Source organism: Bacillus smithii (assembly GCF_001050115.1).
Classification (GTDB): domain Bacteria; phylum Bacillota; class Bacilli; order Bacillales; family DSM-4216; genus Bacillus_O; species Bacillus_O smithii.
Window position 1 is genome coordinate 635,408 of sequence record NZ_CP012024.1, and the last position, 13,578, is coordinate 648,985.

General features: G+C 42.6%; 11 protein-coding genes. 10 read left to right on the forward strand and 1 reads right to left on the reverse strand.

The features are described from left to right. Positions 1-154: 154 nt before the first annotated feature. From BSM4216_RS02970 to metA, 10 genes are all read left to right on the forward strand, one after another. A complete protein-coding gene (locus BSM4216_RS02970; protein WP_048622687.1) occupies positions 155-1,495 on the forward strand; it encodes a glycosyltransferase family 2 protein in 1,341 nt (446 codons plus the stop codon). Positions 1,496-1,862: 367 nt separating this feature from the next. After that, entirely contained in the window at positions 1,863-3,230 is a 1,368-nt protein-coding gene (locus BSM4216_RS02975; RefSeq protein ID WP_003355652.1) for an ISLre2 family transposase, read from the forward strand. A 235-nt stretch (positions 3,231-3,465) separates the two neighbouring features. Then, positions 3,466-3,894 carry an acyl-CoA thioesterase gene (locus BSM4216_RS02980; protein WP_003353872.1) on the forward strand — a complete coding sequence of 143 codons (429 nt, stop codon included), beginning with the start codon at positions 3,466-3,468 and terminating at the stop codon, positions 3,892-3,894. Positions 3,895-4,056: 162 nt separating this feature from the next. Then, positions 4,057-4,584, forward strand: a complete 528-nt coding sequence (gene ssuE, locus BSM4216_RS02985) for an NADPH-dependent FMN reductase (RefSeq protein WP_048622688.1) — start codon at positions 4,057-4,059, stop codon at positions 4,582-4,584. Positions 4,585-4,654: 70 nt separating this feature from the next. Next, the gene (locus BSM4216_RS02990; RefSeq protein ID WP_048622689.1) at positions 4,655-5,413 is read left to right on the forward strand and encodes a class I SAM-dependent methyltransferase; all 759 of its coding nucleotides are present in this window, start codon (positions 4,655-4,657) and stop codon (positions 5,411-5,413) included. 264 nt (positions 5,414-5,677) lie between these two features. After that, positions 5,678-6,430: a DeoR/GlpR family DNA-binding transcription regulator gene (locus tag BSM4216_RS02995; RefSeq protein WP_003353868.1), complete on the forward strand. Its 753-nt coding sequence runs from the start codon at positions 5,678-5,680 to the stop codon at positions 6,428-6,430. Then, the gene (gene pfkB, locus BSM4216_RS03000) at positions 6,427-7,341 is read left to right on the forward strand and encodes a 1-phosphofructokinase (protein ID WP_048622690.1); all 915 of its coding nucleotides are present in this window, start codon (positions 6,427-6,429) and stop codon (positions 7,339-7,341) included. Before BSM4216_RS02995 ends, pfkB begins: the two co-directional genes overlap by 4 nt. A gap of 12 nt (positions 7,342-7,353) precedes the next feature. After that, positions 7,354-9,246 carry a PTS fructose transporter subunit IIABC gene (locus BSM4216_RS03005; protein ID WP_048622691.1) on the forward strand — a complete coding sequence of 631 codons (1,893 nt, stop codon included), beginning with the start codon at positions 7,354-7,356 and terminating at the stop codon, positions 9,244-9,246. 348 nt (positions 9,247-9,594) lie between these two features. Beyond that, positions 9,595-11,769 (forward strand): DNA topoisomerase III, encoded by a 2,175-nt coding sequence (locus tag BSM4216_RS03010; protein WP_048622692.1) that lies wholly within the window; start codon positions 9,595-9,597, stop codon positions 11,767-11,769. 211 nt (positions 11,770-11,980) lie between these two features. Beyond that, a complete protein-coding gene (metA, locus tag BSM4216_RS03015) occupies positions 11,981-12,889 on the forward strand; it encodes a homoserine O-acetyltransferase MetA (RefSeq protein ID WP_003353864.1) in 909 nt (302 codons plus the stop codon). A gap of 207 nt (positions 12,890-13,096) precedes the next feature. Here metA and BSM4216_RS03020 read toward each other — a convergent pair whose 3' ends face one another. Continuing rightward, positions 13,097-13,540, reverse strand: a complete 444-nt coding sequence (locus BSM4216_RS03020) for a ferritin-like domain-containing protein (protein ID WP_048622693.1) — start codon at positions 13,538-13,540, stop codon at positions 13,097-13,099. Positions 13,541-13,578: the final 38 nt, after the last annotated feature.

A 13,578-nucleotide genomic window follows, 5' to 3' on the forward strand; every position in this document is an offset into this window, starting at 1 on the left:
ATCATAAAATCTGAGAGGTTTGGAAAGGATAGGTACTTTTTGTATTAATTGAATTTGAAGAAAGTATGCAAATCATTTTATATTGTAAGAAGTGATGCGTTCAGGAAGCGCTTGAACGAATTGGGATGAATAGACTATACATCGAGGTAGACGTATGCAACCGAATTTATCCCGTACCGAACCAAAATCGGAGCGATTCTATATTAGTGTAAAAAGGAAGTTTTGGATAAGCCATGCTGTTTCCATTGGATGGATGTTTTTTTCTATTTATCTTTCTCTCCCTTGGTTGAAAGATCTTTCTTCCATTCTTTCTTTTCCTTTGGCACTCCTCGTGATTGGCGGAATTGCTTATATTCCCGGTTACATGAATGCTTTTTTGGTCATAAGTTTATTGCTTGATAGACAACCAGCTTTTAAGAATGAATTTCCTTCTGATCCAGTGACTTTGCTTATCGCAGCTTATAATGAAGAAAAAACCATTTATAACACGCTGCGATACGTGGCCGCTCAGGACTATGGTGGAAAAATGAGCATAATCGTTGTTAATAACCATTCAACAGATCACACGGATCAAGAAATTTTGCGAGCAAAACAAGAATTCGATTTGGACATGACCATTTTACACGAAGAAAAGCCGGGAAAGTTTCATGCCTTGAATAAGGGATTACGGTATGTGACGACACCTTATGTGATCACTTTAGATGCCGATACATTGCTTCATCCATCTGCTGTTCGCTATTTAGTTGCCAGAATCAAAAGCAGTCCTCTGGATGTCTGTGCGGTCGCTGGTTCGGTGCTTGTTCGAAACAGCCGCGAAACGATTTGGACGAAAATACAAGAGTGGGATTACTTTCTGAGTATTGCTTCAATTAAAAGATTACAAGGATTATATCAAGGTACATTGGTCGCGCAAGGTGCTTTTAGTTTATTCAAGACTGACTGTATACGCGAAGTACAAGGATGGCCGGATGCTATTGGAGAAGACATAGTTTTAACGTGGAGACTTTTACGTAATGATTGGAATGTGTATTATGAACCTCTGGCTGTTGCCTTTACAGATGTCCCCACTACCTTTAGCCGCTTTGCGAAACAACGTTCTAGATGGGCAAGAGGAATGATTGAAGGATTAAGTGAAGTCAAACCATGGAGACAGCCGAAATTATATTGGAAGTACTTAACCGGAATTAACTTCGTGATGCCTTATCTGGATGTTGTTTACACTTTTTGTTGGATTCCGGGATTCATATTGGCCTTTTTGGGCGTTTACTGGATTGCAGGCCCCATGACGCTAACGGTTTTGCCTTTAAGCATCGCTAGTTATGCCTTGCTTTATCACTATCAAAAACATTACGTATTTCGAAATCTTCATCTAAAGGTAAGAAAAAATAAATTAGGCTTTGTTTTATTTCTTCTTTGTTATCAAATGGTGATGTCGCCGGTTTCTGTGATGGGTTACTTGCAAGAGTTTTTCAAATGGAAACGTGTTTGGAAGTAAAGACGATTACCGCTCATTTTATTTAGTGTCTCTCTGATAGAAGAGAGTTCTTTTTTTACTATCTGACGCATCTTCCGTGAAATTTCTATGGGGAAAAGTCTCCTTCTTGTTTCCTGTGATATTTTTGCATCTAAAAATAGTCGTTTTATTCAAAAATGAAGTGGATAAAGGATGTGTGAGTAAAATGTTTGTGGGAGAAATTCTTAGAATTCCCCGATGAGGGGGTTGGGAACGTAGGTTCGCAATCCCCCTCATCGGGGCCACCAAGCAAAGTGCGGTAGGATCCCAAGCAGGAAACATGAAAAAAGGACTCTCTCCCTGGTAAGATGATCATTGTTCACACCATCAAACAGGAGGAGAGAGTCCCATGAATATTCAACAACATCTTACCACAAATTCGTTGACATGGAAAGAGATCGAACTTGATTTGTTTCGAGCCTTGCAAAACGCCTTCACCGAGCTGTTTACGGCTCTGTTGGAGGACATCGACCGACAATTGGCGGAAACCCGGGACAAGCGCCGGTACCACTTGAAAGACAAACGACGCACCACGATTCAAACCTTGTTTGGCGAAGTTACCTTTGAGCGAAACTACTATTTAGACCGAGAACAAAACCGTTACACGTTTTTGCTTGATTCCTTTTTAGCGTTTGATGGATCGCAGTCAATCAGCCCTTGTCTAGAAGAAACGGCGATGGGATTGGCTGTGGAGTGCTCTTCCTATCGCAAAGCGGCTCATACGCTTGCCCAGATGGTCGGGTATCCGGTGATGAGCCATGAGACGATCCGCCAGTTGGTGCTCGAGGCTGAAGTTCCGCTGCACTGCCCGGTTGACCAGCGATATGGACGGGTGCTGTTTGTGGAGGCCGATGGACTGTTTGTCTCTCTCCAAGGGAAGGGAAAACGGGCCAAGGAAGACAAAATCCTGACCGTTCACGAAGGATGGAAGCGCAACGGCTCACGGATCGAATTCGTGAATCAGCGCCATTACGTCCATGAAGGCAAGGGGGAGGTGTGGGAAGGCTTCGAGGAATTTTTGATGAACGAATATGCCTATGATCCGTGTCGGGATCTTCTTGTCATCAACGGGGACGGCGCTCCATGGATTACCGCGTGCCGGGAGTATTTCAAAGGACGGGTCTGCTTCCAATTGGATCGATTCCACGTGGCGCGTGAGTTGCGCCAATGCCTCTCGGGCCATCCACGGTGGCAGGCGATTCGGCAAAAGCTGGCGAAGCAGGATGAAGAGAAGCTGCTTGTGGAACTGAACAGCGCCCTCGGCACGCTGGGGGACGAAGCGAAAGAACAACAGCTGGCTGCCTTGATCCACCGGATCGAATCGATGCCGGGATGCATCCGTGATTACCGGGAATGGCTGAAGGAGCAAGGAGTGGACACAACGGGCATGTATCCGATGGGGAGGGCTGAAAGCGTGATGAGCCAGCTGGCGTATCGGGTGAAATACCGCCGCAGTTGGACAGACAAGGGACTCAGGGCGTTTTTCAAGGCAATGATTGCCCGGATGGATGGGATTCGTCTTTTCGGACATCGTTTAGGAGAAGAATCGTCGCATCCGGCGGAGGAAACGGCATCTACCAAACAGACGATCGTGAACAAGGCGAAACAACGCATCCGCCGTCTTCTTCCAGAGGTAACGCGGAATAACGTGCCATATTTACAGCAATCGTCCGGGACTCCGATCTATCATGCCCTGTCTGAATTCAAGGGATGGTAAAAAAAGGTATACATATTCGTCTGTCATGGCAAGGGATGAGAGTCCGAAAGCGCTTACGGATGAAATTCAAAAAAATGGTTCGCTAACCTATGACTTACATCTATTTTCAGCGAACCAAAAAAATTCCCACAAAGTCTTGACTGACTCATAAAGGATGGAAAAAGAGACGCTGATTCAAGCCATGTGATATGATAGAAAAAAATGGACGATTTTGACGTAGAAAGGAAATCATGAAATGTATATAGCGGTAAAAGAAATTGAACTATCCTATGCTGACACGGATATGATGGGCGTCATCTATCATGCGAACTATATTAAATGGCTTGAATTGGGAAGGGAAAAGCTCATAAAGGATGTCGGCTTTGACTATTTGGACATGGAAAAAGCGGGGTATTATGCTCCGGTATACAATCTGAATATTACTTATAGAAAATCATTAAAGCTCGGAGATAAAGTGTTTGTTAAGACGTGGGTTGAAAAAAATCAAGGCTTAAAGACAGAATACGGTTTTCAAATCGTAAACGGAGATGGGGAAGTATGTGCGGAAGGAAGTACGACGCACATCGTGGTTCGCAAAGATGAAAAAGGCGAATTCAAGCCTGTTCAATTTAAAAAAGCATTTCCTGATTGGTTTCAAAAATATGAAGAAATAAAGAAAAAATAATAGACAAGCTCTTAAAACACGAAGATTTTTTCTTCTTGCCGGCAAAACGTCGGCCGGCCTGTCCTGCTTCAAAGTATGATATAGTAAGAATGGGGGAAATTAGAAAAAATAACAGGATTGAATATGGCGATTTCATCGTTGTCCAGTAAAGGTGGGAAAAAAATGAAATGCGTGATTTTGGTTGGCAGCCCGCTGCGGCCCAGCCGATCTGATTCGATTGCCGATTTTTTAAAAAACCGTTTAGAATCGATCGGACATCAAGCGGAAGTGATATCCATTCGGGACTTGCCGGCTGAGGATGTTTATTATGCTGATTTTCATAGTACGGCTATCCAACAATATAAGCAAAAAATCGAAGAAGCGGATGGATTCGTCGTGATATCCCCGGTTTACAAAGCATCCATACCGGGTGCATTGAAGGCGTTTATCGATTTGCTGCCAATGGATATTTTAAAGGGAAAATCAGTGTTTCCGATCATGGTGGGAGGAACGATGTCGCATTTGCTGACGATTGAATATGTTCTAAATCCGCTTCTTTCAGTCATCGGGGCCACTCAAATTGCCCGCGGCGTTTACATTCACGACTCGCATGTGCAGATGAAGGAAAATGGAGAAGTCGTCATCGATTTGGATATTCAGGATAGACTGAACAACAGTTTGGCTGATTTTATCAGATTTTCTCCGTCATAACCGAAACCTGCCGATATAGGCGGGTTTCTTTTCAAGCAAATACAGAAAAATGAGTGAGGGGGATGGGAACATGACAGATCATTGGAATGTCAAGCTATATGATAACCAACATTCTTTTGTCTCGAAAAATGGGACAGAGTTGATAGACTTGTTGGCTCCGCAAAACGGAGAGCGCATTTTAGATTTGGGGTGTGGAACTGGAGATTTGGCTAATCAACTGTATATGTTAGGGGTGGATGTGATTGGAATAGATTCATCCGGAAACATGATCGAACAAGCACGAAAAAAGTATCCTCATCTTGAATTTCAGCAAGCGAATGCGCTTGATCTTCCTTTTGAGGATGAGTTTGATGCCGTGTTCTCCAACGCAGTTCTTCATTGGATTAAACCGCCGGAACAAGCGCTTGAAGGCATTTACAAAGCGCTGAAAAAAGGAGGCCGATTTGTGGCAGAGTTCGGCGGAAAAGGGAATGTCCAAATGATTGTCAATGCTGCGATTGAAATATTCAGAAAATTAGGAATAAAAAACCCTGATGCACGCATTCCGTGGTATTATCCAAGTATTGGCGAATACACTTTTTTGATGGAGCAATATGGTTTTCGGGTAGCCGCAGCGTTTCATTTTGACAGACCTACTCCATTATTGGGCAAGGAAGGTTTGCGGAATTGGCTTAAAATGTTTGGAAATCCGATGTTTCAAGATCTGGACGATGAAACAAAAGAAGAGATTATTTTAGATATAGAAGCGCTTTTGAAAGAAAAAATGTTCAAAAACGGTCAATGGATGGCTGATTATAAAAGGATTCGGGTCGTAGGTCTTAAGGAATAGAAGGTTCGTTTTAGGAAGAGTACTAGGTCTTGGAATAGAGGCTATAATCCACAAAAGCCTTTCGTTCTTTAGCAGTGTGAAAAGGAGGAGAGGCTTTTTTTATCAAGAAAAATGTCGTTCTTTCTTCCTGAAAGAAATCGTCGATCTTGTGAATAATTTTGATTAAAAATGAAAGAATTTGATAGAAATTTATTGATGCTTGTAATCGGTTCCATTACAATATAAGTGTAGAGAAAAAGAAAGAAAGGATTCAGAGGTGGTTTTGTGCTGACGGAAGAGAGACACCGACTGATTTTGCAAGCGCTTAAAGAAAAAGAAATAGTAAAAATAAGCGAACTTACAGCTTTAACGGATGCTTCCGAGTCTACGATTAGAAGAGATTTGACGTGGCTGGAAGAGAAAAAGTTTTTAAAGCGCATTCATGGGGGCGCGGCTCGACTTCAAGGAAAGTTGACGGAGTTAAGCGTTCCTGAAAAATCATCCAAAAACATTCAAGAAAAAAAGCAAATCGCTCAATATGCGGCAAGCATTGTGGAAGATGGCGACTGTATTTACTTGGATGCCGGCACAACGACGATGCAAATGATTGAATGGTTAGAAGGGAAAGATATTGTTGTTGTGACCAATGGTTTAAATCTTGTCGAACTTCTTTTGAAGAAAGGCATCCGAACCTATTTAATTGGAGGATTTGTCAAGCCGAAGACAAATGCTATGGTTGGCAGAGGGGCCATTGAATCGATTCGACAATATCGTTTTGACAAGGCGTTTATTGGTACGAACGGTGTCCATCCCCAATACGGTCTCACCACACCTGATCCTGAAGAAGCCCAAGTGAAGAAACAGGCAATCGACTTGTCAAGGGAGGCGTATGTACTGGCGGATGAAGAAAAATTTGGCGAAATTTCTTTTTCAAAAATTGCGGAGATAGATGAAGTCATCATCATCACAAATTCTCTTGAGGACGATCAAAAAGTAAGTTTTGCGAATCAAACGATGATAAAGGTTGTGACAACATGATTTATACCATTACATTAAATCCTTCCATAGATTATATCCTGGCAATGGATCGCCTCGAACCGGGGAGTTTGAACCGATCCACTCACGAAACCGTTCTCCCGGGAGGCAAAGGAATCAACGTATCGAGAGTGTTGAAGCGATTAGATATAGACAGTACGGTTTTAGGTTTTGGCGGCGGATTTACAGGACGCTATATTGAGGAATATCTTCGGAAAGAAGGCATTTCTTCCCGCTTGGTTCCTGTAGACGGATTGAGCCGCATTAATGTAAAAATTATGGCTGATCAAGAAACGGAGATCAACGCGAACGGTCCGGATATTCAAAGAGCTGATTTAGAAAAACTTTTACAGACAGTAGCTGGTTTAACAAGCGGCGATGTACTAGTTTTGGCAGGAAGCATTCCGGCTTCCATTCCGAAAACCTTTTATCAAACGATTGCAGAAACGATTCAAGGAAAAGACGTTCGGCTTGTTGTCGATGCTGAGAAAAACTTGTTGGAACCGGTGCTGGATTATCGTCCGTTTCTCATTAAACCGAACCATCATGAACTTGGACAAATATTTCAAGCCACGATCAAGACGGTGGAAGAAGCTGTCTATTATGGAAAGAAGCTGCTTGAGAGAGGCGTGCAGAATGTGATCGTTTCCATGGCTGAACAAGGGTCTGTCCTCTTAAATGAACAAGGCGTTTGGCAGGCGACTGTACCTAAAGGCGAGCTGAAAAGTTCGGTTGGGGCCGGAGATTCTACGGTCGCCGGATTTTTAGCTGGCATAGAGCGCGGCTACAGTCTTGAAAAATCTTTTCAGCTTGCCAATGCTGCAGGAAGCGCGACTGCTTTTTCCATCGGGCTTTGCACGAAAGATCAAGTTGAACAACTTTTTGACCAAGTCAAGGTCAAAAGGATCATGTAGGGGGAATAGGTGATGAAAATAACAGAATTGTTGACAAAAGATACAATTCAACTAAATTTAAAAGCCCATTCCAAAGAAGCCGTGATCGATGAATTAATTGACGTTCTCGATAAAGCTGGAAAATTAAACGATAAGAAGGCTTTTAAACAAGGCATTTTAAAGAGAGAAGAAGAAAGCACAACGGGGATCGGTGAAGGAATTGCCATCCCCCATGCCAAAACGGCCGCGGTAAAAACACCCGCTATTGTGTTCGGAAAATCAGAAAACGGTGTGGACTATGAGTCGCTTGACGGCCAGCCAGCCTATTTATTTTTCATGATTGCCGCGACGGAAGGTGCCAATCAAACCCATTTAGAAGCATTGAGCCGACTGTCCGGCATGTTGATGCATCCTGAGGTGAGGGAAGGGCTGATGCAAGCCAAATCAGCAGACGAGGTCCTCTCTCTTATTGAATCGTTCGACCGTGAAGATGAAGAAGAGCAACAAAAAACGGCTTCTTCTTCCGCTTCGAAAGGGAAAGTATTGGCCGTTACCGCTTGTCCGACGGGTATTGCCCATACGTATATGGCGGCAGATGCTTTAAAATTGAAAGCAAAAGAAATGGGCGTTGATATAAAAGTAGAAACAAACGGATCTGGCGGAGCAAAAAATGTTTTGACTCCGGAAGAAATTGCAGAAGCGCCTGCGATCATTGTTGCGGCGGATACAAAAGTGGACATGGACCGTTTTGACGGAAAGCCGGTGATTGAAGTTCCGGTTGCGGATGGAATTCGTCGTCCTGAAGAGTTGATTGAAAAAGCAATCAAAAAAGATGCACCGATTTATCACGCAAAAAACAGAAAAAATGACGGTCCGGATTCCGGAAAAAATAGCTCAAAGAGGTGGGCAGGTTTTTACAAGCATTTGATGAATGGCGTTTCCAACATGCTTCCATTCGTAGTCGGCGGCGGTATTTTGATTGCAATCTCCTTTATGTTTGGCATTCATTCCGCTGATCCGAAAAGTCCGGAATACAATAAATTTGCCGAAATCATCAATACAATCGGCGGTCAAAACGCGTTTATGTTAATCGTGCCTGTGTTGGCTGGTTTTATTGCGATGAGTATTGCCGATCGTCCTGGATTTGCGCCTGGAATGGTTGGGGGATTGATGGCTTATAATGGGCATGCCGGATTTTTAGGCGGCTTGATTGCCGGATTTTTGGCTGGCTACATCGTTGTAGGCATTAAATATGTATTTAGAAATTTACCGCAGGTGTTTGATGGTTTGAAACCTGTCTTGATCTATCCGCTCTTGGGGGTCTTCTTGACGGGGCTGATTATGTACTTTTTAGTGGAACCGTTAAGCGACGTCAACACCGGATTGCAACATTGGCTGAACGGATTGGGAACAGGCAACTTAATTATTCTGGGACTTATCCTTGGCGCTATGATGGCCATTGACATGGGAGGTCCGATCAACAAAGCGGCTTATACATTTGGACTAGCAATGATTGAAGCGGGAAACTTCTATCCGCATGCAGCCATTATGGCCGGCGGTATGGTGCCTCCGCTCGGGCTTGCCCTTGCAACGACTTTCTTCCGAAATAAATTCACGGATCAAGAAAGAAAAGCTGGTTTTACTTGCTATTTCATGGGAATTTCCTTTATTACAGAAGGTGCCATTCCGTTTGCTGCATCGGATCCACTGCGGGTCATTCCGGCAACGGCGATCGGTTCCGCAGTAGCCGGGGCGCTGACTATGGCTTTTCATATTGGGCTTCCGGCTCCGCATGGCGGAATTTTCGTCTTCCCGGTTGTTCAAGGAAACGTCTTCTTGTATATTCTTGCGATTCTCATCGGTTCGATTGTGACGGCTTTGATTGTGGGATTCTTAAAAAAACCGGTCAAATCGCAAACGAAATAAAACATGTAGTCCCGTGCTGTTAAGGCACGGGGCTTCATTTTTCTATAAACACTTTTCCGATGTGCGGGATTCAGAAGCCGCCCAAGTCGGTCTATCTAAAGTTTGATGCTAAAAAAGAAGGTGCTGAACTGGAAGACTGCACTATGTAATGATGGCAAGGCGCTGTTGCCGAGAGGAGCAATCTCGTTTTTCAGAAATGGGTGAGAGGCGGATAAAAATTCAGATATACGATTGCCATAAAGATTGTATAGGAGGACTTTCGTAAAATCTTGCTTCATTGTCGCCATGCTTGTTTGGTGGTATGATACATATACTATATCACTTTGACCGCAAGAAAGGATGCAATTCATGAAAACCTTGGTATTAGCAGAAAAGCCTTCGGTAGCGAGGGACATTGCGAGGGTTCTTAACTGTAAGAAAAAAGGAAACGGTTTTTTGGAAGGCAGCCATTACGTCGTCACTTGGGCTTTAGGTCATTTAGTGACGCTGGCTGATCCGGAAGTTTACCATGACCAATATAAAACATGGAGATTAGAAGATTTGCCGATTATGCCTGAAACATTGAAATTGGTCGTGATCAAAAAAACGGGCAAACAGTTTCAAACAGTGAAAACGCAGATGAATCGAAAAGATATAAAAGAGATTGTCATCGCAACGGACGCCGGTCGGGAAGGAGAGCTAGTCGCCCGATGGATTATTGAAAAAGCTCGAGTAAAAAAGCCGATAAAACGTTTATGGATTTCTTCTGTCACCGATAAAGCGATCAAAGAGGGGTTCCGGCATTTGCGGAACGGAAAAGATTATGAAAACTTATATGCTTCCGCTGTAGCTCGGGCAGAAGCGGATTGGCTTGTCGGAATCAATGCCACTAGAGCACTATCGACAAAATTTAATGCCCAGCTTTCTTGCGGACGTGTTCAAACACCGACGCTTGCCATGATTGCTCGCCGAGAAGAAGAAATCAAGTCATTCGTTCCAGAGCGATTTTTTGGCATCAAAGCGGTTACGGACCATTTTGCGTTGACATGGCAAGACTCTCGATCAAAAGATCAAAAGACGTTTTCCAAAGAAAAACGCGATGCCATTTTGGTGAAATTAGCCCGGAAAAAGGCAGAAATCATTTCTGTGAAAAAAACACATAAAAAAAGTTATCCGCCTGCATTGTATGATTTAACGGAATTGCAGCGCGACGCCCATAATAGATTCGGATTTTCAGCAAAAGAAACTCTTTCCGTTTTGCAGCGGCTTTACGAACGCTATAAACTGGTCACTTATCCACGGACGGATTCACGGTATTTATCAAGCGATATTGTGGGAACGTTGAAAGAGCGTGTGGATGCGGTCAGCGTCAGACCTTACTCCACTTTTACAGCACGGTTATTAGTTCGTCCGATCAAAGGCAACGCTTCTTTTGTAAATGACCAAAAGGTATCTGACCACCATGCTTTAATTCCGACAGAAGAAATGCCCAATTTGGATCAGCTAAGCGACAAAGAGCGGAAAATTTATGATTTGATTGTCAAACGATTCTTGGCGGTCCTGTATCCGCCGTTTGAATATGAACAAACATCGATTCAAGCACGTATTGGCGATGAGATCTTTACAGCCAAAGGGAAAAGAGTGCTTTCGATAGGCTGGAAAGAAATATATGGAAAAGAAATAGATGACGAAGAAGACGAAGATCAGCTGCTTCCGGAACTCCGTGAGGGAGAGTGGATTCCTGTCATCGATCTTCAGCCAACGGAAGGAGAAACCAAACCGCCTGCTCCGTTTAATGAAGGCACGCTTTTATCAGCGATGGAAAATCCGGCTAAATATATGGAAAACAAAAGAAAAGATTTGATTCAAACTCTTGGGAAGACAGGTGGATTAGGGACGGTTGCGACACGAGCGGATATTATCGAAAAGCTGTTTCATACTTTTTTAATTGAAAAGAAAGGAAAAGATATTCATATCACTTCAAAAGGAAAACAGCTTTTGGATCTTGTCCCTGACAAATTAAAATCGCCAGCCTTAACCGCCGAATGGGAGCAGAAACTAGAGGCGATTTCTAAAGGAAAGCTGTCGAAGCAAGCCTTTTTACGTGAAATCCGCACCTATGCCAAAGGTGTGACGTTAGAAATTAAACAGAGTGATAAGAAATTTAAACATGATAACCTGACAGGAAAAAAATGTCCAGAGTGCGGAAAGCTGCTTTTGGAAGTGAACGGGAAAAAGGGGAAAATGCTCGTTTGCCAAGACAGAACATGCGGATATCGAAAACAAATTTCCAAATTAACAAATGCGCGCTGTCCGCAATGCCATAAGCGACTAGAGCTCCGAGGAGAAGGCGAAGGGCAGCTCTTTGTCTGTATGAATTGCGGGTTTAAAGAAAAATGGGCGACCTTTAACGAAAGAAGAAAAAAAGAAAAACAAAATCAAGCTTCGAAAAAAGACGTGGCGCGTTATTTAAAAAATCAAGCAAAAGAAGAACCTGTCAATACCGCACTTGCGGATGCGTTAAAGAAGCTAAAACTGAAATGAAATAATGTGAAACGTGATTTCTCTTCTTAGATGGCTTTTTACGGAGAGATCACGTTTCGTTTCAGGTTTCGGCATACTCTTTTGTGTCTGAATATCAGGAGAAAAAGATCATGGACCTTTTTCCTATGATTCGAAAAAATCCTTTTCTTTCCCGTTTGGCTTTCTTGTATTATAATTTAGTGAAAGTACTCGAAACAGGAGGGTGTGCCGATTGCCTATTAATATTCCAAAAGAATTGCCAGCAAGAGAGATTTTAGAGAAAGAGAATATTTTTGTAATGGATGACGAAAGGGCTCGTACTCAAGATATACGGCCGCTTAATATTGTGATTCTGAACTTGATGCCGGAAAAAGAGAAGGCAGAGACACAGCTTCTGAGACTTCTGGGAAATACGCCGATTCAAGTCAATATTACCTTCTTACATACGGCCACACATAAATCCAAAAATGTAAGTAAGCATCATTTGGACCAGTTTTACACAACTTTTTCGAAAATTAAAAATCGTCGTTATGATGGGATGATTATTACAGGGGCCCCGGTAGAAACGATGGAATTCGAAGAGGTGAATTATTGGGAAGAATTAACGGAAATTATGGAATGGTCCAAAACCAATGTTACATCTTCACTGCACATCTGCTGGGGAGCACAGGCGGCTCTGTATTACCATTATGGTATTGAAAAGTTTGAATTACCCGAAAAATGTTTGGGTATTTATGAACATACCATACATTATCCGACTGTCAAACTTGTCCGCGGGTTTGACGACGTGTTTTCAGCTCCCCATTCTCGCTACACAGACGTTGAGAAACAGCAAATCTTAGAACATCCTGACTTGCTTCTGCTGGCGTCATCAGAAGAAGCCGGACCTCTTCTCATTATTTCGAAGGATGCGAAGCATATTATGATTACCGGACATTTGGAATATGAAACTGAAACGCTGGCGGAAGAGTATAAACGCGATATACAAAGAGGGATTGATATTCATATTCCGGAACATTATTTTCCTAATGACAATCCTAATAAACAGCCGCGCAATACTTGGCGTTCTCACGCTCATCTGCTTTTCTCCAATTGGCTGAACTATTATGTGTACCAAGAGACACCGTATATTTGGGAATAAAAAGAAATGTTCAAACGGTATGGCTTTTGTATCAATAACAGTAGAACTCCTGTTTATTGACAGCCATACCTTTTTATTTGGGTACGGATTTCGGCCATTATCATTGATTTAAGAATATGATCCATGATCGGTTGGAAATAACTTTCATCTACTGAAAGGTTAGCACGTTTCGCCCATTAAAAATATTACCGAAATGGATTAGAACGTCTATCCTTTATTCGTGACCAAAAAGTATAAAAACCAAACCGCATGATTTTGTTCATCTGCAGCTGCACGTCGAAACACTTCTTTTATATACGGATCCATACTTTTTTCCATTATATCCAGGTAAAAGTCGACTGTATTTTGTTCATCTTCCAAAGCATATTTTAATCCTTCCACATAGGTACTCGGACATTCTTCCGGTTTTTTTAGACTGGGCTGCTTGCCGGTCAGATGGATATATAACTGTGTAAATCGTTGATAATGTCTGACTTCATCGCTGCGAATTTCCAAAATTTTAGCTTTTTCCTTTTTTGTCGGAGCCATGTTGGCTAACTTGGCATAACATTGAATGGCGCTATATTGTCCATTTATGGCTTTTTCAATTTTTTGTACGAATTTGTCCACTTGTCTGTAAAGTCTGGTGGATGGATCGTTATTTGTGTCCATATAGACTACCTCCCCAACGTTTACTCCCTTTATACTAT

What these genes read in the sequence shown, in the direction of transcription:
- BSM4216_RS02975 (WP_003355652.1), top strand. Translation starts at nt 1,863, where the DNA reads ATGAATATTCAACAACATCTTACCACAAATTCGTTGACATGGAAAGAG.
- ssuE (WP_048622688.1), top strand. Translation starts at nt 4,057, where the DNA reads ATGAAATGCGTGATTTTGGTTGGCAGCCCGCTGCGGCCCAGCCGATCT.
- BSM4216_RS02990 (WP_048622689.1), top strand. Translation starts at nt 4,655, where the DNA reads ATGACAGATCATTGGAATGTCAAGCTATATGATAACCAACATTCTTTT.
- BSM4216_RS03010 (WP_048622692.1), top strand. Translation starts at nt 9,595, where the DNA reads ATGAAAACCTTGGTATTAGCAGAAAAGCCTTCGGTAGCGAGGGACATT.
- BSM4216_RS02980 (WP_003353872.1), top strand. Translation starts at nt 3,466, where the DNA reads ATGTATATAGCGGTAAAAGAAATTGAACTATCCTATGCTGACACGGAT.
- BSM4216_RS03005 (WP_048622691.1), top strand. Translation starts at nt 7,354, where the DNA reads ATGAAAATAACAGAATTGTTGACAAAAGATACAATTCAACTAAATTTA.
- BSM4216_RS02970 (WP_048622687.1), top strand. Translation starts at nt 155, where the DNA reads ATGCAACCGAATTTATCCCGTACCGAACCAAAATCGGAGCGATTCTAT.
- pfkB (WP_048622690.1), top strand. Translation starts at nt 6,427, where the DNA reads ATGATTTATACCATTACATTAAATCCTTCCATAGATTATATCCTGGCA.
- BSM4216_RS03020 (WP_048622693.1), bottom strand. Translation starts at nt 13,540, where the DNA reads ATGGACACAAATAACGATCCATCCACCAGACTTTACAGACAAGTGGAC.